We start from the raw sequence: 19,519 nt of genomic DNA on the forward strand, positions 1-19,519 counted from the left end.
CTGATGCAGGGGGCGCAAGGGTGTGGGCGGCCATTATTTTGCCGGTTTTTCCAGCAAGGGTGTGATTTGGATTTTTCAGGTAAGGAATTGCGGATTTGAGCCTATCGGCCCATCTGAGGATTCCATCTGAAGGGTTCACGTCAAAATCATCGGAGCGGTTGATGAAGAAGACCGACGCGTTGCAGCATTTTCCAACATGGCAGGCCCCGGATGGGTCGCCATTGTCGTGCGTGGAAAAGATCAAGGTCCTGAATGACAATTTCGGCGAGTTGCGCGAAATCATGCAGGATGCGCTTGAAGATGCGCTTTTGATGGGCTGTGACGAAGAACAGTTTCGCGCCGTGATGCGCGATCTGGTGGCCGAAATGCACAATCCTTATGGACCCGACAGCGTACCTGATACTGCCAACGGCAATGATGCGCGCGATGCCAATGTTCAAAGTGACCAAAGCGATAAACAGGACTGAATGACACGATGAAACGATCTTTTGCGATTGCCGCTGTTTTTTCGACATGTGCACTGATCGGAGCCGCCACCATCACAGTTGCCACTGCGGCACTTGATTATCGCCCCGCCCCGGTCGCCCAGCTTCAGGGACTTGATAAAATCACCGCGCGCATTTCGACATTTGATGTGCCGGTCGGGCAGATGGCAAAATTTGGCACCTTGCAGATTACGGTCGATGCCTGCTATCGCACGCCGCCCGAAGAGCTTCCTGAAAGTGCCGGATTCTTGAAAATCAGTGACGTGCATGAAGATGGCCGCGAAAGCCGCGACGAGCTGTTTTCCGGCTGGATGTTTGCATCCAGTCCCGGATTGTCCGGGCTTGAGCATCCGGTTTATGACGTCTGGCTGAAAGAATGCCTGAACCCGGAAGATGCGAACCAAACCCCGCAAGCTCAACCGGCACCTGACGGCAACTAGTCCCCCCCCTAAAATTCCCCGCATTTTATGCGTTTGAACGACAGGACCCCTGATGCGGACAGTGCATCGGGGGTTTGTCATTTAGGCCGATTGTATCGTGTTTGTGGACCGCCAGAAATACCCAGCGGCGAAACCATAGATGCGCGAGACTGAAAAACATTGGGCCGTCGCTGGTTGGGGACGGAGTATTTCCATGTAAATGTATGTATAAACAAAGGTTTAAGTGTGATTTCTGTCTGGAATTATGATCTGGATTAGGGTCGCATGTTTGCTTCTGACCGTTCGCAATCTGGCGGAAATAAGGCTTGGATATCTTTTATTGTTTCCAAAATAGAATAAGAATGTTGCCGCTGCACTGGCTTGAGGGCCACGCGCGAGACTGTCACTGTGCGCCCACTTAATTCGCGGTGCCGTTCAGGCGCGCCGTGTCATTCACATGAGGGAAGTGACAATGTTTAATTCGATTAAAAAGGCTGGTCTTGCGCTGACCATCGCAGCGGGTCTTTCGGGTGCGGCTTTTTCTGCACAGGCTGCAGATACCTATAAAATGGATCCGACCCACACCAGCGTGATCTTTATCGTCAACCATCTTGGTTTTTCCAACTATCAGGGCCGTTTTGGTGGCGCATCGGGTGAACTGACACTTGATCGCGACGATCTGGCGGCGTCGTCTGCTGTGATCAATATTGATCTTACCAAGATCGACAGCGGTCTTGAGGCGCTTGATACCCATATGAAATCGGCTGATTTCTTTGACGTTGAAAACCACCCGACCGCAACCTTCACCAGCACCTCGGTTGAAGTGACTGGCGATAACACCGCGAAAATCACCGGTGATCTGAACATTCTGGGGCAGAGCAAGCCGCTTGTTCTTGACGTGACGCTGACCGGTGAAGGCGACAACCCGATGAGCGGCGATCACACGCTTGGCTTTGCTGCGACTGGAACGGTTACCCGCACCGATTACGGTATGGAATTCCTTGTTCCGGCCGTGTCCCCGGAAGTTGACCTTCAGATTTCGTCTGAGTTCCTTAAGCAGAAGTAATTTCAAGACGTTATGGATGGCAGTGCGGTCCTTAGGGTTCGCCTGCCATCTTTTGTCTGATGGGTGTAAGGACGGTTGCCATGGCGATCAAAAGTCATAAAAACGGATTTGGGTTCGCGACCAAAAGCCTGCATTGGGTTATGGCGCTTTTGGTTCTGAGCGCCTTTACCATTGGCTGGTATATGGATTTCCTGCCGCTGGGCATGGCGAAACTTGAATGGATGTCGCGGCATAAGTCGTTGGGGGTGACGATCCTGACATTGACGATCTTGCGCATTGTCTGGCGGCTGTGTGAGCCGACACCCCAAGCCTTGAGTCCGCACAAACTTGAACGCGGTGCCGCCAAGCTTGGCCATCTGGGGCTTTATGGTGTGATGATTGCCATGCCGCTGAGTGGCTGGATGATGTCATCGGCGGCAAATTTCCCGGTCAGTGTGTTTGGACTGTTTACCTTGCCGAACCTTGTTGGTCCGGACAAGGAGCTGTTTGAGACTCTGAGAACTGTGCATTGGGCGCTGTCATGGACGATTGTGGTTCTGGTCGGAACCCATATTGCCGCCGCCCTGAAACATCATTTTATTGACCGTGACGCGACCTTGCGCCGCATGCTGCCCGGATCGGGATCAGATGCGCCATCGCGACCATCAGCACACAAGCAGAAGGAATCTTCGCTTTGAATTTGAGCATTACATCGCGCATTGCCAGCAGTTTGATCGCCGCATCCCTTGTCCTTGGCAGTTCCTTTGCGAGCCCGGTGATGGCCGCAGATGCATGGACCGTTACGCAGGACGACAGCGAGATCGGCTTTGTCGGCACCCAGCTTGGCGCGGATTTCGAGGGCCGGTTTGATGCGTTTAACGCCGATATCGCGTTTTCGCCTGATGATCTTTCTGGATCATCGGTCAAGGTTGTGATCGATATTGCATCGGTCGATACCCAGAACGGGGATCGCGACAGCCAGATTGTGTCGCCCGACTGGTTTGATGCCGCCCAGTGGCCGACGGCAAAGTTTGAAACCAAATCGTTTAGCGAGGTTTCACCGGGCACCTATCAGGCGGTTGCCGATCTGACCATTCGCGATGTTACCCGCGAGGTGACGTTGCCGTTTGAATTGGCGATTGATGGCGACCAGGCTGCTGCAATAGGATCGGTTACGATCAAGCGCACAGATTTTGGCGTCGGGCAGGGCCAGTGGACCGATACATCGCAGGTTGGTGACGATGTGACGATTGTCATTACAATCAACGCGACGCGTCCCTAAGCGTCACTTGTTCTGACGCACCAGACGCGCATGAAAAAAGCAGCCATCAGATGATGGCTGCTTTTCTTTTTGGGAGCAGGACAGTGCAAAGATTATTTGGTCGCACTTTCGCGCAAATCGGCAAGGAAGGTTTCGACCGCCTCGTCAAGGGATCGGGCCTCATCGACCAGTTTTTCCGCCGACTGGGCCAGTTGGCTGGTGCCTGACGATACGCGCCCGGCATTTTCATTGACCGTTTCAATCCGCTGGGACACTTCGCTGGTGCCGTCGGCGGCCTGTTGCACGTTGCGCGAAATTTCGCCAATCGCGGCGTGCTGTTCTTCGACCGCAGCGGCAATCGCGGTTGAGCTGTCGGCGACCTTGGCGATGGTTTCGGAAATCAGGCGGATGGCTTCAACCGCTTCGCCGGTTTCATTTTGCACCGAAAGAATTTGCTGATTGATTTCCTCGGTCGCCTTGGCGGTTTGGTTGGCGAGGTTTTTGACCTCAGATGCGACCACGGCAAAGCCCTTGCCAGCATCACCGGCACGGGCGGCCTCAATCGTGGCGTTCAGGGCCAGAAGGTTGGTCTGTTCGGCAATGTCGCCAATCAGTTTTGCCACATCGCCAATTTTCTGTGCCGCGTCGGCAAGGCCGGTTACGGTTTGGTTGGTGCGGGTTGCCTGTTCATTGGCCTGATTGGCAATGTCGGCCGACTGGGCGATCTGATGGGCAATTTCATCAGATGATGCGGTGAGTTCTTCGGTTGCGGATGAGACGGTTTGCACATTTGTCGATGTCTGGGTCGTGGCCGAGGCGACCGCAGCTGAGAGAGAGCTGTTGGTGTTGCTGGCTTCCTGCATGTTTGCGGTTGCCTGCTTCATTTCGTTGATCGATGCAGAAATCGACCGGATCAGACCTTTGACACGCTGTTCAAGGCTGTTGGCCAGTTCCAGAACACCTGAACGCCGTTTATCGTCCGCATCCGATTCAAGCTGTTTCTGGCGGCCTTGAAGATCACGGTTTTGCTTGGCCTGTTCGCGGAAGGCAACAACCGTTTTGGCCATGTCACCGACTTCGTCGCCGCGTTCCTGACCTTCGATATGTCCGTCAAGATTGCCATCGGCAATTTGGGCCATGCGTTCAGACAGTTTGCGCAAGCCTGTTGTAATGTTGCGGCCAATGCCAACGCCGACCAAAGCAATGATCACGATAATCAAGGCGCTGATTGCGAGTGATTTTGTCGCATTTTCCCAGAAGATCGTATCAACATCATCAATATAGATGCCGGTGCCAATCACAGCTCCCCACGGCAGAAGATGCGAGTAGGAGAGTTTTTCGAATGTCAATTCTTTGGGTTCACCGGGTTTGGGCCAGTAATAGGACGAAAAGCCGCCGCCGGGTTTACTGCCGACCGCGATCAGATCGCGGATGAAATAGGCCCCGTTGGGATCCTGTACGCCGCCCATGTCCTTGCCGACAAGACCGGCATTGGCCCCATGCATGACCATCACGTTGTCTTTGGACAGGGCAAAGAAGTAGCCGATCCCGCCATCATATTTCCCGCCGGAGACGACCTTGTAAAAAGCATCAATCGCAGTTTGTTGATCCATTTCCTTTGAGGTGACCTTGGCCTGATATTCATCGGCCAGAGACACGACAAATTCGGTCGCCGCGCGGATTTTTTCCTTACGATCTTCGAGGAGGGAGCTACGAAGGCTCATCATATCGAAGGTCGTAATCGCGATAAGGCCAACCAGAGCAATAAGGGAAATCAGGGTGATCTTGCGACCGATTTTTATTTTTTGCAGCATTCGGACTTTTCCTCCGCACAGAGGCTAGGGTGATTGCGGTTCGCGACCCAGCTCATGATGAAAGCCATAGAAAGAGATTACTACGTGTTGGTATAGAAGCTATACCAAAGCGTAGTATTTAACGCAGGTGGTGCCGTAGAATGCAACTTTCAATGTGAGGTAGAGGAGCTTGATGTGAATTTGAGACAAAAAAACGCCTGACATCAACGTGATGACAGGCGTTTTGGTCAATGCAGCGAGAAGACAGTTGGATGCCGGTTTATGTCCCGGTATCGAAAATCTGTCAGCCGAAATGTGTTTTCAGAAACTTTGATGCGAGCATGATGCCTTCTTCGTCGATGCCATGTTGCAGGCCTGCGCGTTCATGCAGGGCAACATCGATGCCGTTCGCACTAAGCGTTTCCTTGGCAAGGCGGGATGCCTCTATCGGGACGACCGGATCGGCGGTGCCATGGACCAGCACCATCGGCGGACGCGATTTGATTTCGGCGGCAAAGGCATCTTCGCCCAGAAGTGCGCCGGAAAATCCGATTACACCTGCGATCTGATCTTGGCGACGCGGGGCCGATTGAAACGCCATCATTGTACCTTGTGAGAAACCAAGCAGGGCAACGCGATCTGCGGTCACGCCGTGGGTTTCCATCACATGGTCGATAAAGTCATCGACATAGGCGGCACTTTTGGCGGCACCCTGTGCCATGGCCTTAAGCGCGCCGGACATGGTTTCAGGCGCACGGCGCAGAAATTCCGGATCATATTCGGCAAGGCTGAACCACTGGCGGCCAAATGGTGACATCTCACACAGGTAGGGCGCGTTTGGCGAATAAAATGTCGTATCGGGAAGCTTGCGGGCCAGATGCGGGGCCAGACCAATCAGGTCATTGCCATCTGCGCCATAGCCATGCAGCAGGATGACGACGCTTTTGGTGGTGCCCGATGCTGCTGGCAACGTCGGACCGGACAATAATGTTTCGGTGCTCATTATGACTTCCCTGAATATTCCTGTGCCCCTGCTTAGCAACCCATGGATTGGACGACCAGTGTTTTTTGCACCGCACGACAGCTAATCGATTTACCGTTGCGGTGCGCGATGAAATATATCCCGTCAGCCTGTGGATAAAAGTGTGGATGGATTGGATTACGTAAGACCAATTTTGCAATTGTACGCCGTTTTGACCGGTTGACGTGTGGTCGTCCTATGCCGTGGTATAGTTTTTCAGGGGTGAAATGGGCCGCAGTGCAATAAACCCAGAATGCAAATTTATCTTATATAAAACAAAGTATTACAGATATATTCAAGGGGTTAGCTGTATCTGGTATTTCAAAAGTGGTTCAAAAATTGCAAAAAATGAAATCGAAAATCCTCGACTGAGTAGGCATGAGGAAGGCAGAAATTCAACGGTGTGGATTTTTTGAGGTATTCCACGTTTAAAACCTGTCTTTTGCCGCGCGCTTTTCTGTGCCACAAGAAATCGTCCGGTCCCGCCAGACCGCCCCACACGAAGAATAAAATTTAGAGGCCCTGATGAACCGTACGCGCCGATGGTTCGGCAAGGGGGATCGACGTGTTCTGACGTTGACCTTGCCGATTATCCTGTCCAATGCCACCGTCCCGTTGCTCGGTGCTGTCGATACTGCTGTCGTCGGTCATCTTGATAGCCCGCATTATATCGGGGCAGTTGCGGTTGGGGCGCTGATCTTTTCCTATGTGTTTTGGGGGTTCGGGTTCCTGCGCATGGCGACCACGGGCCTTGCCGCACAGGCCCATGGGCGGCGTGATGCCAATGGGGTGCGCGCGGTTTTTGCCCGTGCGGCCTTTATCGCGGTTGTGGCCGGTCTTGCGGTCATGGTGTTGCAATATCCGATCATTGAACTGGCCATGTCGTTGATCGCGCCAAGTCCAGCGGTTGAGGCATCCGCACGCGATTACTTTGCCGTTCGGATCTGGGCATCGCCGGCGACCCTGATGCAATATTGCATGCTGGGCTGGTTGCTTGCGATGCGCGACAGCCGGGCGGTGTTTATCTTTCAGGTGGTCCTGAATTCGATCAACATCATCCTTGATATCCTGTTTGTCCAAGGGTTTGGCTGGGATGTGCGCGGGGTGGCCGGGGCAACCGTGATTGCCGATTATTCCGGCGTCGCGCTGGGATGGTTTTTGATGCAGCCGCATCTTAAACGCCTTGGCGGGACATGGCGCGGCATTGGGATTCTGGATCGGGCACAGTTATCGAAACTGATGAAAATCAATGGTGATATTTTTGTCCGCACCCTTGCGCTGACATCGGCCTTTGCGCTGTTTACCAGTTTCAGCGCGCGGTTTGGCGAAGTGACATTGGCCGCGAACGCGGTATTGCAGAACTTTTTGATGTTCGGATCATTTGCGCTTGATGGTTTTGCCCATGCGGCGGAAACGCTTGTTGGGCAGGCTTATGGTGCGGAACGGCGCAAACAGTTTCTGTGGGCGGTACGCAAAACAACGATCTGGTCGATCATCTCGGCGGTTGTTATGGCGGCCCTGTTTGCCGCAGCGGGCCCGTGGATCATTGATGGGCTGACCAGCATTCCCGAAGTGCGGGCCGCGTCTTATGAGTATCTGGTCTGGGCGGTGATATTGCCGATTACCGGTGTGCTTGGATTTCAGTTTGACGGCGTGTTTTTAGGCGCCATGCAGACCAAGCAGTGGCGCAACATGATGCTGCTGTCGGTGGCGATTTATGGGCTGTTTGCCTGGTGGGCGGTTGAGACAGGCAGCAATCATATGCTGTGGGCCGCGTTTAACGCGTTCTTCCTGCTGCGCGGGGTGACTTTGGCGCTGCTGTTTCCGACCATCATCCCGGATCGTCGGAAAGCGGTTGGGTAGGGTGGTAACGTGCCGCCGTATTGCTCTTGGTTTTGGGGACGATGGCAGATGTGCTGCAATCAGTCGGTTTCGGCGACCGGAAGCTTGGTGCTGTTTTTGACTTCATGCAGGGTGAAGCTTGATTTCATGTTGGCGACACCGGGCAGCTTCATCATGACGTCGGACAGGAAGCGCTGATAAGACGCCGGGTCAGGCACGATGATGCGCATCATGTAATCCTGATTGCCGACCATGGCATAGCAATCGACAATTTCGTGGTGTTCCTGCACAGCGGTTTCAAAGCGGCGTAGCGATGGTTCGTCATGCTGGGTCAAAGACACCGTGACAAAGACGTTCACACCCAGATGCAAATGCGACGGATCGAGCAGGGCGACATATTTGCGAATGACGCCGCTTTCTTCGAGCTTGCGCAGGCGTCGCAGGCATGGGGAGACGGACAGGCCAACCTTATCAGCCAGTTCGACCATCGAAATCCGCCCGTCTTCCTGAATTTCACGAAGAATTTTGCGATCAATTGCGTCGAATCCGTTGCGCGCCATGGCGTGCCACACTCCTTTGGTCGATAAAAGGCGGGGGTAAAAGCCGCCCGCACATATCTGGTTTCAGGGGGTAAATCTTGCCAAAATTTAATCCGCCTGTACGTGTTTTCTGCTGCGCGATAAGCCATGACTTCGCGTTTCTGTCAATCGTTGCATGGTAACAGATGTTATTTTTCACTTTGTTAAACTGTGAATATAAGGTGGCGGCCCAACACCGTATAACACTGCTTTGCGCTTGCACGGGGATGGGAATATCGCTATGTCCTTCAATTGCTTGGAAAGCTTTGCTTTGACGCCGTTTCCTCGCACCCGCAGCGGAACTTATCATTGCCGTAACGCGTTTTGACAGTGTAGTATAATCGTACCAATTTACTTATTTTGAATGCGGTTAATCTCCTGTCGGGGACTGGGAGAGGTTGGTTGATCCAGCCGCGTTATAGAAAGGCACACATGGTGGACGCTGCGCAAAACACACCGGGATATAACCTGGTCACGATTGGCGAGCATAAAATCAATATCCGTCCGGCGGTTCAGGGGGACCTGCCAAATGTTGTTGATCTTGATGATCGGACAACAGGTTTGCGCAAGCCCGAGTATTGGGACGATTTGTTTACCCGCTATGGCAACCGCAAGGATTCCCGGTTTTTCCTGATTGCAGAAGAAAACGGCACGTTGCTTGGCTGTATTTTCGGTGAAGTGCGGTCGTGGGAGTTTAATTCGGTACCATGTGGCTGGGTTGGCACGGTCAGTGTCGAACCGGACCTGCGCATGGGCGGAATCGGGACCATTCTGTATGATGAAATGTGCCGGTGCTTCCGCAAAGCCGGGGTGACCAAAGTGCGCACCATGATCCCGCGCGATGCCACCGATCTTATGTCGTTCTTCCGATCACAGGGCATGATGGCTGGCCCGTTTATCCAGCTTGAAACCGATATGGAAGAGGGGGCTTAAGCCATGATGTCTTTGCAAAAGGCAACCCTGTTTGCCCTGTATGCGGTTCTGGAGCTGGCCGAGGATACCGACCGGCAGCTTTCGGCATCGGAAATCGCCGAGCGTTACAACATTTCCACCAATCATCTTGCCAAGGTCCTGCGTGATCTCGGCCGGGCGGGCTTGGTTGAATCGGTGCGTGGTGCCGGGGGTGGATATCGTTTCTGTGGCAATGCCAAGCGCACGACCCTTTTGGATGTGGTGCAATTGTTTGAAGAGGTCGGGACTGGTCCATCAAACAGCATTGTGCAGCAAACCAATGCCGGTGCGGCCTTGTCGCAGGTGATGGATGAAATCGAAGAAATCACCCATGCGACGTTGCTGTCGATTACGCTTGAGACCATGCTGAAACTCATGCGCAAGCGACGCCCGGAAAAACCATCATCGACTGGTTTGTTCCGCGCGGTTTAAACCCCGGACAGGCACCAAAATTCAGACAAACAAAAAGGCCGTCAGAATGTTCTGACGGCCTTTTTCGTATTGGGCTGATCCGCTTGGCTTAGCTTTCGCCAGATGATGCCGTTGCGGATTGATCGCCTTCGGCGCTGTCAGACGCAGCAGCCTTGGGGGCTGGTTTCTTGCGTGGACGGCGCGGGGCGCGTGGTTTCTTGGCTTCGGCCTTTGGCTTTTCAGCAGCAGCGGCCTGATCCTGAGCAGGGGCGTCGGCCTGAGCCGGTTTTACGTCCTGTGCCGGGGTATCATGTGCCGGGGCGTCCGATGCGTTGGACGCAACGGGTGCTGTAGTCGCCGGTGTTGCCGAAGTTGAAGTTTCCGGGGCGGTATCGGTGCCTGTGTCGTCAGCCTTTTTCCGGGCAGGACGACGCGGGGTTTTTGCCCGGGTGGTTTTGGCCGCACGCGGTGATTTTGCCGCCGGTTTACGGGCCGCAGTTGTTTTTTGCGGTTCGTCGTCGATATCATTTTTGCCGCGTGCAAGGCTTGAAGCCGGAACCGGGGTCAGCAGGAAGGCCGGAACGTGATCGCCAAGGCCGAGAACCGGTTTGTCATCGCGGTCATCCCGATCACGACGGTTGTTGTTGCGGTTCTGACGATCGTTGCGATCATTATTACGGTCGTTCCGATCATTGCGTTCGTAACGGTCGTTATTCGGCCTTGCATCCCGCTGTGCAGGTTTGCGGGCGTCGGTTTCTTTGGCCTTGGCCGGTGCAGCAGGCTGGGCCTGTGCGGGGGCTGCTGCGGGCTGTGTTGGCTGTGCCTGTGGGGTTGGTGCATCAGACTTGGTGTCTGACTTGCCAGCATTCCCGGCAGATTGCGCATCAGACCGGTTGTCAGAGCGATTGTCCGAACGGTTATCAGGACGCGCCGAGCGTCCCGGTCGGTTGTCGCGCGATGGTTTATCGTCGCGGCCAGCCGGTTTGCGGCTTTTCTTGTTCCGGCGTTTCTTGCCGGTAAAGTCCAGCTCAAGCGTTTCGATGCCTTCAATCTCGGTCAGTGGGATGTCCAGATTGATGGATTTGTTGATTGCTGCGACCAGTTTGCCGTCTTCTGGCACGGCAAGGGTATATGCCTTGCCCGCACGTCCTGCGCGGCCGGTACGACCGGTACGATGGACGTAATCTTCGGCGTTGAACGGCACGTCAAAGTTAAAGACGTGCGACACATCGGCAACGTCAATCCCACGTGCGGCAACGTCGGAACAGACCAGAAGCGTGATTTCGCCGGTTTTGAATTTGGCGAGCGTTTCGGTCCGTTCACTTTGTGCCAGATCACCGTGCATGCGTCCGGCGTTAAAGCCGTGCTTGGTCAGCGATTTGAACAGGATATCAACGTCTTTTTTGCGGTTACAGAACACAAAAGCGTTTCTGACGTCTTCCTGACGGATCAGGTGGCGCAGGGCTTCGCGCTTGTCCATGTCGTCAAGAACAAGAAGCTTGTGTTCCACCGTGGTCGCCATGGTCGAGGGCGGGGAGACGGTGATTTCCTTTGGATTGGACAGGAATTTGTCCGCAAGGCGTCGGATTTCCTTGGGCATGGTCGCCGAGAAGAAAAGCGTCTGACGCTGTTTTGGCAGCATGTTGACGATTTTTTCGATGTCGGGGATGAAGCCCATGTCGAGCATGCGGTCGGCTTCGTCGATCACGAGAAGTTTGCAATCAGACAGAAGCAGTTTGCCGCGTTCAAACGTATCGATCAGGCGTCCTGGCGTCGCGATGATGACATCTGCGCCTTTTTCCAGGATTTTGCCTTGTTCAGATGCGGATTCACCGCCGATGATCAGAGCCTTCGACAGCGACATGTATTTGCCATAGGTGTCGAAGTTTGCTGCAACCTGGGTTGCAAGTTCGCGGGTCGGTTCGAGAATGATCGACCGTGGCATCCGCATGCGTGCGCGCCCGTGATGCAGAATATCAAGCATCGGCAGGGTGAAGCCTGCTGTCTTACCCGTCCCGGTTTGTGCACAGCCCAGAATGTCACGTGCCATAAGCACCGACGGAATTGCTTGTGCCTGAATGGGGGTCGGGGTGTCGTAGCCGGCGTCTGCGACGGCTTTGAGGATATCTTCGCTCAGACCGAGATCGGCGAAATTCATATGGTTCGTTTTCCCGCAATGATATGCGTTGAAGTTAAGGAAGTGCTATAAAAGCTGTTTGGGTCGTAAAGCGAAGACCGAATTAAGTCAAGAAAAACGCCGTAAAAAAGCTGTTGAAAACCGATTTCGGGACTGTCGAGAGGCTTGTTCGCAACAGTTTGGCAGCGTAACCTGACACAACAAAGAATGAACAGGGGAGAAATGCCGTGCTGATGGATGCCACGCGCGCAAGTTTGCTTATAATCGATGTGCAGGAGAAACTCTATCCTGCGTGTCAGGAGCCGGATCAAACGGTGGCAAATTGCTGCTTTCTTGTCAAATGTGCCAACCGGCTTGGCGTTCCCGTACTGGTGACAGAACAATATCCCAAGGGGTTGGGGCATACAGCACCCGAAATCCTTGAGCTTGTCGCGCAAAATGGTGATGGGCCTGAGGGCGGAAATGTTATTTCCAAAGTCGCATTTTCGGCTGTGCCTGCGGATGGTTTTATCGACAAGATCGAAGAAAACACCGGTCGCGATCAGGTGGTCGTGGTGGGGATGGAAACCCACGTATGCGTATTGCAAACCGTGATGGAATTGATTGAGCGCGGGCGCGAGGTTTATCTTGTCGCCGATGCGGTGACATCACGTAGCATGCATGACAAGATTTTTGCGATTGAACGCATGCGCGATGCCGGGGCGAAGATCGTGACGCGCGAAAGTGTGATGTTTGAATGGCTACGTGTTGCCGGAACCCCGGAATTCAAGGAACTGAGTGCGCTGATTAAATGACAGCCGATACTTCACGTTCCGCAATAGAATCAGATGGGCACGGATCATCTGATCGCGTGCCCGTTGTGTTTTTATCGGGCATGCTGGCCGATCAACGGATGTGGCAGCCGACCATTGATGTGTTGGCCAATGGGTGCGGTGATGTCGGGCATTTGATTGAACCGGTATTTTGCGAACTGTTTGATCAAGACAGCGTGGGCGATATGGCAACAGCCGTCCTTGATAGCGCCCCGGATCGTTTTGCGCTTGTGGGCATGTCGATGGGGGGATATGTCGCGTTTGACATTCTGCGCCGCGCGCCTGAACGGGTCAGTCATCTTATGCTGGTCAATACCCGTGCGACTGAAGACCCGCCTAAAATCCGGCGGCGGCGTATGTTGCTCGCACATCTGGTGGCGGAAAATACCCCGTTTAAGGGGGTGAATGACGCCATGCTGGATGATTTGATCCATCCCGATAACCGCAAGGATGCCGGTCTGGTCAGGCTTTTGATCGCGATGGCCGATGACTGCGGCCCGGATGTATTTAAACGCCAAAGCAAGGCCGTGGCCGAGCGACCCGACAGCACGGCGGTTCTGGCCGATATCAACATCCCGTGCAGTGTGATGGTTGGCGAGGCTGACCGCGTGATCAGCCCCGAGAGCCATCGCGACATGGCCAATGCCATCACCGGGGCTTCGCTGGCTGTTGTGCCAGGGGCGGGCCATTATGTACCACTTGAGGCGCCCGGGGTGTTTGCCCATGACTTGATTGCGCTTTTGTCGCGTTAACTGCTGTTGTTGGTATGATTATGGGCAGTTATTAGCAGCCAGGAACCCGGCGCGAGCAATTGTCATCATCTTCATCGCGGATATGGCGCGGGAACAGCTGAAAACTAATTGTGTCCGCGCTATTGATCATTTGTTGTTCAAATTTGTCGCGGACGAAGCGCGCCCGTGTTTCCGAGATGATATCGTCACCGGCACAAAATCCGAACCGGACAATTACCCGATCAGAGGTACCATCGCTTTTGGCTGATTGCGGGTCTGTGCAGAGCGTGCCACGCATGGTGGTCTGGGTCGGGTTTACCACGACCACAAGACGGTTTTCGGGCTTGATCGTTTGTGTATCGGAGATGTCCGCCGCATCGGTGACGAAATTCAGGCGCGGCGGGTAGCCGTGATTGGAGAGGGCATCGGCCCATGTCTGATTGTCCAGGGTGTCATTGGCGTCAACAATATCAAGCATCATGATCTGACTTGGGGCACCTGCGACCTTGAAGCTTTGGACTTCGCTGACGCTGTAGTAAGGGGCTTCAACCAAAGCCGCCCCGCACCCCGTCAGTACCGATAACGCCCCCAAAGCCGCGATAGAGGATAATTTGCGCAGTTTTCGTGTGGTCACTTGGGACCTCCTTCTTGGCAGTTTTACGTATCTTACACGGCAATTATGGGCAATTTGTTGAAAAATTGACGTGTCGCACCAATGGAAAATGGGGCCTTAAAAGCACCGGTTAGGGTGTGATCAGAAAACCGACCGGCCAATGGCGCGGATCAGCATTTCAAGCGCGCGTATGCCTGCTGCGGAATTGCCCCGTCCATCAAGGCGCGGCGACCAGACACAGACGGAAAATTCACCCGGCACAATCCCGATGATCCCGCCGCCAACGCCGCTTTTGGCGGGAATACCGACCGTAAAGGCGAAATCGCCAACCCCGTCATACATACCGCATGTTAGCATCAGGGCATTAATGCGTCTGGTTTCTTCAGGCGCAATGACCGTGAGGCCATCAATGCCAATCCCCTTATTGGCAAGGAAGAAAGACGCCCGCGCCATTTCACGCGCGGTCATTGCGACCGAGCATTGTTTGAAATAAGCACGCACCACGTCTTCGACCGGGTTGTCGAGTTTGCCAAAACTTTTCATTAGATAGGCAATCGCGCGGTTACGATCACCGTGCTGATCTTCCGACAGATACACAGTGTTATCGACCCGGATATCGGGATTGCCACAGAGTTGTCCGAGAAATTCCGCAACCGAGCGATCCGGATTGGCGTAACGCGATGTGATCAGGTCGGCGACCCGAATGGCCCCGGCATTGATGAACGGATTGCGCGGAATGCCATTTTCCTGTTCAAGCAGGATCAGGGAATTAAACGCCGACCCGGATGGCTCGCGGCGCACCGCCTGCCAGAGTTGGTCGCCATGGGCACGCTGGGCCAGCACAAGGGCGAACATTTTTGAAATGCTCTGGATTGAAAACGACTGGTCTGCCTGCCCGATGGTAAATTCCTGCCCGTCGGTGCCACAAATCACCATGGCAAAGTGATCGTCAGGAACGTCCGACAGGGCGGGAATGTAATCAGCCTTGCGCGCGTCACCAAAGTCTTCTGTGGCAACATGGTCGGCAATCTGTTCGAGGATGGCGGCATAATCGTGCGACATTATGCGATCCTGTTGGTTTGTAAACGGGGAAAGCGGACAAAAAACCCGGCACACATGGCCGGGTTTTTCATGAACATAAATTTATGATCAGACGTCGATGTCTTCGACGAAACGGGCGTGTTCCTGAATGAACTGGAAACGCAGTTCCGGTTTTTTGCCCATCAGACGATTGACAAGGTCCTTGGTCTGACCCTGTTCATCGGGAAGGGCAGCATCGGGCAGGGTTACGCGCAGAAGGGTGCGTTTTTTAGGTGCCATCGTGGTTTCACGAAGCTGCTGCGGAGGCATTTCACCCAGACCCTTAAATCGGGAAATCTCGACCTTGGCGGGGTTTTTGAACTCGCCGTGCAGGATGACTTCCTTTTCGGCGTCATCCATCGCATAGATCGATTTACCCCCCTGTGTCAGGCGATAGAGCGGTGGCATGGCAAGATACAGGTTGCCGTTTTCGATAAGGCCTGGCATTTCCTGATAGAAGAAGGTCATCAGAAGGGATGCGATATGTGCGCCATCGACATCCGCATCGGTCATGATGATCACGCGCTCATAACGCAGGTCCGCCAAGCGGAAATCTTTACCAGACCCGCAGCCAAAGGCTTCGATCATGTCCTTGATTTCCTGATTGGCCATCATCTTTTCGTAGGTCGCCGAGGCCACGTTGAGGATCTTACCACGCAGCGGCAAGACAGCCTGCGTTTCACGGTCACGGCCCTGCTTGGCGGAACCACCTGCCGAGTCACCCTCGACCAAAAAGATTTCAGTGCCCGCCGCGATAGAACGCGAACAGTCAGAAAGTTTACCCGGAAGACGCAGACGGCGGGTGGCCGACTGACGCTTGGTTTCCTTTTTCTCCTTGCGGCGCTGACGTTCTTCGGCGCGCAGGATGATGTTTTCAAGCAGACGCTTGGCGTTTTCGGTATCCCCGGTCAGCCAATGGTCGAAATGGTCACGTACTGCGGTTTCAACCAGTTTGGTCGCGCCCTGTGTTCCGAGTTTTTCCTTGGTCTGGCCCTGGAATTGCGGATCAGGCAGGAATACCGACAGCATGACGCAACCGCCACCAAAAACATCCTCGGCGGTAATGGCGGCGGCCTTCTTCTGACCGACCATTTCACCATAGGATTTGATTGCCTTGGTCAAAGCATAGCGGAAACCAGCTTCGTGCGTGCCCCCCAGCGGGGTCGGCACGGTGTTACAATAGGAATGGAAATAGCCTTCGCCGGTTTCAGGCCAGCCAATCGCCCATTCCACACGCCCGGCACTGTCAGAAAACTTTGCCTCACCCGCAAATGGACGTTCGGTGACAAGGTCGCGCCCCTTTAGCGTCATCTCAAGATAATCGAGGATGCCGTTGGGGAATTTCAGGACTTCTTGCTGCGGGGTTGGGTCGTCACTGGTCAGCAATGACGGATCAACCGACCAGCGGATTTCAACACCCTTGTAGAGATAGGCCTTAGAGCGGGCCATTCGGAAAATTGTCGCGGCTTTGAGTTTCAAGCGCGATCCAAAAATTTCCGGATCGGGGCGGAAAATGACCGTGGTGCCGCGCCGGTTGCTAACCGCACCGCCGTCTTGCAACGGACCCAGCGGGGTGCCTTTGGAATATTCCTGAAACACCAGTTTGCGGTCGCGCGCGACTTCAACCCGGAATTTGTCGGTCAGGGCGTTCACAACAGACATGCCGACACCGTGCAAACCGCCCGATGTTTCATAGGCCTTGCCCGAGAATTTACCGCCCGAGTGCAGGGTGGTCAGGATGACCTCAAGGGCAGATTTGTCAGGGAATTTCGGATGTGGGTCGGTTGGAATACCACGCCCGTTATCGCGGACAAGAACGGTGTTGTCCGTTCTCAGTTCCAGTTCGATCCAGTCGGCGTGTCCTGCGACGGCCTCATCCATGGAGTTATCGAGAATCTCGGCCACCAGATGATGCAAGGCTGCATCATCTGTGCCCCCGATATACATACCGGGGCGGCGTCGAACGGGTTCTAGCCCTTCGAGAACTTCGATGTCTTTGGCGGAGTAGGCATTGTCTGTTGACTGGTTTGAGTCTTCAAATAGGTCGGTCATGTCCCCGGAACGCACTTCTTCTTTGTGTTAAAACAAGGCTCAGCAACGCATATCTGTTGATCGATATTCACGAGCCCAAACAAAAATTCCATGGTGGTGCTTTTGGTTGGACTCTAAGGTTGGATACCTCGGCGCTAAACGAGTACCATATGTCGGTAGATCGAACCCATAAAAATGTGTTTTTAAGTCCAATGCAAGCGGTGGTCTTGAGTGGGGACCAAAATTTAGGCGGCATGGCGCAGAAAACCGTGACCGGGAGGTCCAATAAAAAAATTGGTACGCAAGAGCAACGTACCCCTAACAGGAGTTAGCCTGATGGCGACAGAAAGCGAAAACACACAAATGCCTGAACACACGATGCCGCGTGGCGATCTGTGTACCCGAACGCTTGCGATGCCCGCCGACACCAACCCCAGCGGGGATATTTTCGGCGGCTGGCTGATGTCGCAGATGGATATCGCCGGCGGTGTTCTGGCCAGTCAGATTGCCGAAGGGCGTATCGCCACGGTGGCCGTGGATGCCATGACTTTCCTGCGTCCGGTGTATGTTGGCGATGTTGTCTGTGTCTATGGTGATATCGAACGGATCGGAACAACATCGGTTGTGCTGCATCTCGAATCCTGGGTGCTGCGCCGCAATCAACCACCGCGCATCAAGGTAACGGAAGCCACCTTTACCTTTGTCGCCATCGATGCCGAAGGCCGCCCGCGCCCGGTACGCAAGGATGAAGTGGCGGTCTAAAGAAGGTCAGTATTTCACAGGAGCCCGGCCATGATGAACCACAGTAAAGCAGTCCTGTGGACGGTGTTTGGTTTGTTTGGCTGGGCTTTTGTTGCCCCGACGCCCAGTTCTGCCGGGGAGGCCGATGTTGTTGGCGTTGAAGCCCGCAAAACGAGCGATGCGACATACCGGTTTTCCGTCACGGTGGCGCATGCCGATACGGGCTGGGATCATTATGCCGATGCGTGGCAGGTGATTGGGCCCGATGGTGCGGTGCTTGGCGAGCGTATTCTGGCTCACCCGCATGTCAATGAGCAGCCCTTTACCCGGTCGTTATCCGGTGTGGCGATCCCCAACGGCATAACATCGGTGATAGTACGCGCACGTGATTTGGTGCATGGGTTTGGCGGGCAAGAGATTGCCATCAATCTGCCCGAACAGATCGGCGATGTTGCCACTGCACCGTAAGGGGCAACATCGGCTGAACGTGTGCTGCCCCTGTTTGGTAAATGCGGATTACCAACTGGCCTTCGCCACGCGGATGAAGTTTTCACCCATGATTTTATCGACATCATCAGTCGAATAGCCGGTTGCGATCAGGGCATCAGCAAGGGCTGGCAGTTTGCGCGGGTCAAAGACCGCAGCCCCGCCGGCCGCCGGACCATAGCCGCTGGCGGCTGGCCAGTAGTGGTCTTTATCCACCCCATCGGGGAAGTCATTGGTACCGGCAACCGAGGGCATGGTATCAAGCCCGATGCCGACATGATCCACACCGACCATATCAACCGCATACTTGATATGGCGGATCATGTCGGGGACTTCCGGTGCGTTCGGCGATTTGATGAAGCGCTGGAAGCCACAAATACCAATCACGCCACCGGTGTCAGCACAGGCTTTGATTTGTTCATCATCAATGCAGCGTTCATGCCCACCCAATGCCTTTGGGTTGGCGTGGCTGAAGACGACCGGTTTGGATGAGACCCGCATGATATCAAGCGAGCTTTGCCGCCCGGTATGCGAGCAATCCATGATCATGCCGCTAGCATTGACGGCCTTGACCATTTCAACACCCAGATCGGTTAGGAGGATGTCGGTATCATGGCAGCCGCCGGCGACCGAGTTGTTACGGTTATAGGCAAAGTGGATTTGTTTGACGCCAAGCTTGGCAAAGACTGGCACCATTTCGGGCATGTCTTGCAGCATGACGGACCCTTCAAGGTCGAACCCGACACCCAGAAGGCCTTTGGATTTGGCAATCGCCAGATCTTCAAATTTATCAATCTGCATGTATTTGTCGGGGTATGCCGCGATCTTCGCACGGAAGGCGGCGATCACACGCAGGATATGGGCAATAGAGTTCATATCCATGCCAACATTGACGCAGACATAATCAATCTTGCCTGCGACATAGGTATCAAGCAGGTCGATCGGTGTCTTTTCGTCAAGCGGCAGGCAGGCATGCGCATCCCAAGTGAAGGCCGGGATATGCTTGCGCTGGTAATTGGTGAGGTTGCTGTCCGCGGGGGCGAAGGGCGTTGCAAAGCTGTTGGCGGTGGCGTTTGTCATGG

20 protein-coding genes are annotated in these 19,519 nt (G+C 54.3%); 12 read left to right on the plus strand and 8 right to left on the minus strand.

The genetic code is table 11. The features are described from left to right. Positions 1 to 161 precede the first annotated feature (161 nt). From K355_RS22905 to K355_RS0102015, 5 genes are all read left to right on the plus strand, one after another. The gene (locus tag K355_RS22905; protein WP_022730442.1) at positions 162 to 467 is read left to right on the plus strand and encodes a hypothetical protein; all 306 of its coding nucleotides are present in this window, start codon (positions 162 to 164) and stop codon (positions 465 to 467) included. An 8-nt stretch (positions 468 to 475) separates the two neighbouring features. Then, positions 476 to 925, plus strand: a complete 450-nt coding sequence (locus K355_RS0102000) for a DUF2155 domain-containing protein (protein ID WP_022730443.1) — start codon at positions 476 to 478, stop codon at positions 923 to 925. A gap of 451 nt (positions 926 to 1,376) precedes the next feature. Next, complete coding sequence (locus K355_RS0102005; RefSeq protein ID WP_022730444.1) at positions 1,377 to 1,970, plus strand: YceI family protein; 594 nt, start codon at positions 1,377 to 1,379, stop codon at positions 1,968 to 1,970. 80 nt (positions 1,971 to 2,050) lie between these two features. Next, complete coding sequence (locus K355_RS22910) at positions 2,051 to 2,647, plus strand: cytochrome b (RefSeq protein WP_022730445.1); 597 nt, start codon at positions 2,051 to 2,053, stop codon at positions 2,645 to 2,647. Continuing rightward, on the plus strand, positions 2,644 to 3,231 hold the full coding sequence (locus K355_RS0102015; protein ID WP_022730446.1) for a YceI family protein: 588 nt from the start codon (positions 2,644 to 2,646) through the stop codon (positions 3,229 to 3,231). Before K355_RS22910 ends, K355_RS0102015 begins: the two co-directional genes overlap by 4 nt. A 92-nt stretch (positions 3,232 to 3,323) precedes the next feature. Here the strand turns inward: K355_RS0102015 and K355_RS0102020 are convergent, their stop codons facing one another. Then, the gene (locus K355_RS0102020) at positions 3,324 to 5,024 is read right to left on the minus strand and encodes a methyl-accepting chemotaxis protein (RefSeq protein WP_022730447.1); all 1,701 of its coding nucleotides are present in this window, start codon (positions 5,022 to 5,024) and stop codon (positions 3,324 to 3,326) included. Between the two features lie 283 nt (positions 5,025 to 5,307). Continuing rightward, positions 5,308 to 6,006, minus strand: coding sequence for an alpha/beta hydrolase (locus K355_RS0102025; RefSeq protein WP_022730448.1), 699 nt, complete (start codon positions 6,004 to 6,006; stop codon positions 5,308 to 5,310). A gap of 543 nt (positions 6,007 to 6,549) precedes the next feature. On the opposite strand from K355_RS0102025, the gene K355_RS0102030 reads away from it, so the two are divergent. Further along, the gene (locus K355_RS0102030; RefSeq protein WP_022730449.1) at positions 6,550 to 7,887 is read left to right on the plus strand and encodes an MATE family efflux transporter; all 1,338 of its coding nucleotides are present in this window, start codon (positions 6,550 to 6,552) and stop codon (positions 7,885 to 7,887) included. A 59-nt stretch (positions 7,888 to 7,946) separates the two neighbouring features. On the opposite strand, the gene K355_RS0102035 is transcribed toward K355_RS0102030, so the two are convergent. Beyond that, on the minus strand, positions 7,947 to 8,426 hold the full coding sequence (locus K355_RS0102035; RefSeq protein ID WP_022730450.1) for an Lrp/AsnC family transcriptional regulator: 480 nt from the start codon (positions 8,424 to 8,426) through the stop codon (positions 7,947 to 7,949). Positions 8,427 to 8,876: 450 nt separating this feature from the next. On the opposite strand from K355_RS0102035, the gene K355_RS0102040 reads away from it, so the two are divergent. Both K355_RS0102040 and K355_RS0102045 read left to right on the plus strand, forming a co-directional pair. Beyond that, on the plus strand, positions 8,877 to 9,377 hold the full coding sequence (locus tag K355_RS0102040) for a GNAT family N-acetyltransferase (protein WP_022730451.1): 501 nt from the start codon (positions 8,877 to 8,879) through the stop codon (positions 9,375 to 9,377). A gap of 3 nt (positions 9,378 to 9,380) precedes the next feature. Continuing rightward, complete coding sequence (locus K355_RS0102045; protein ID WP_022730452.1) at positions 9,381 to 9,827, plus strand: Rrf2 family transcriptional regulator; 447 nt, start codon at positions 9,381 to 9,383, stop codon at positions 9,825 to 9,827. A gap of 88 nt (positions 9,828 to 9,915) precedes the next feature. Here the strand turns inward: K355_RS0102045 and K355_RS22915 are convergent, their stop codons facing one another. Next, entirely contained in the window at positions 9,916 to 11,964 is a 2,049-nt protein-coding gene (locus K355_RS22915; RefSeq protein WP_022730453.1) for a DEAD/DEAH box helicase, read from the minus strand. 212 nt (positions 11,965 to 12,176) lie between these two features. Between K355_RS22915 and K355_RS0102055 the strand changes: the two genes are divergently transcribed. After that, entirely contained in the window at positions 12,177 to 12,737 is a 561-nt protein-coding gene (locus tag K355_RS0102055; RefSeq protein ID WP_022730454.1) for a hydrolase, read from the plus strand. Beyond that, on the plus strand, positions 12,734 to 13,507 hold the full coding sequence (locus K355_RS22920; protein WP_022730455.1) for an alpha/beta fold hydrolase: 774 nt from the start codon (positions 12,734 to 12,736) through the stop codon (positions 13,505 to 13,507). The genes K355_RS0102055 and K355_RS22920 overlap by 4 nt, the downstream gene beginning before the upstream one ends. A gap of 31 nt (positions 13,508 to 13,538) precedes the next feature. Here K355_RS22920 and K355_RS0102065 read toward each other — a convergent pair whose 3' ends face one another. The 3 genes from K355_RS0102065 to parE form a co-directional block, all read right to left on the minus strand. Beyond that, a complete protein-coding gene (locus K355_RS0102065) occupies positions 13,539 to 14,120 on the minus strand; it encodes a hypothetical protein (protein ID WP_022730456.1) in 582 nt (193 codons plus the stop codon). A gap of 120 nt (positions 14,121 to 14,240) precedes the next feature. Then, complete coding sequence (locus K355_RS0102070) at positions 14,241 to 15,161, minus strand: glutaminase (RefSeq protein WP_022730457.1); 921 nt, start codon at positions 15,159 to 15,161, stop codon at positions 14,241 to 14,243. 87 nt (positions 15,162 to 15,248) lie between these two features. Then, positions 15,249 to 17,231, minus strand: a complete 1,983-nt coding sequence (parE, locus tag K355_RS0102075) for a DNA topoisomerase IV subunit B (protein WP_022730458.1) — start codon at positions 17,229 to 17,231, stop codon at positions 15,249 to 15,251. Positions 17,232 to 17,546: 315 nt separating this feature from the next. On the opposite strand from parE, the gene K355_RS0102080 reads away from it, so the two are divergent. Continuing rightward, complete coding sequence (locus K355_RS0102080; RefSeq protein WP_022730459.1) at positions 17,547 to 17,972, plus strand: acyl-CoA thioesterase; 426 nt, start codon at positions 17,547 to 17,549, stop codon at positions 17,970 to 17,972. A 30-nt stretch (positions 17,973 to 18,002) separates the two neighbouring features. After that, positions 18,003 to 18,419 carry a hypothetical protein gene (locus K355_RS0102085; protein WP_022730460.1) on the plus strand — a complete coding sequence of 139 codons (417 nt, stop codon included), beginning with the start codon at positions 18,003 to 18,005 and terminating at the stop codon, positions 18,417 to 18,419. Between the two features lie 48 nt (positions 18,420 to 18,467). On the opposite strand, the gene K355_RS0102090 is transcribed toward K355_RS0102085, so the two are convergent. Further along, complete coding sequence (locus K355_RS0102090) at positions 18,468 to 19,517, minus strand: dipeptidase (protein ID WP_022730461.1); 1,050 nt, start codon at positions 19,515 to 19,517, stop codon at positions 18,468 to 18,470. Positions 19,518 to 19,519: the final 2 nt, after the last annotated feature.

This window comes from Thalassospira lucentensis MCCC 1A00383 = DSM 14000 (assembly GCF_000421265.1).
Lineage (GTDB): Bacteria > Pseudomonadota > Alphaproteobacteria > Rhodospirillales > Thalassospiraceae > Thalassospira > Thalassospira lucentensis.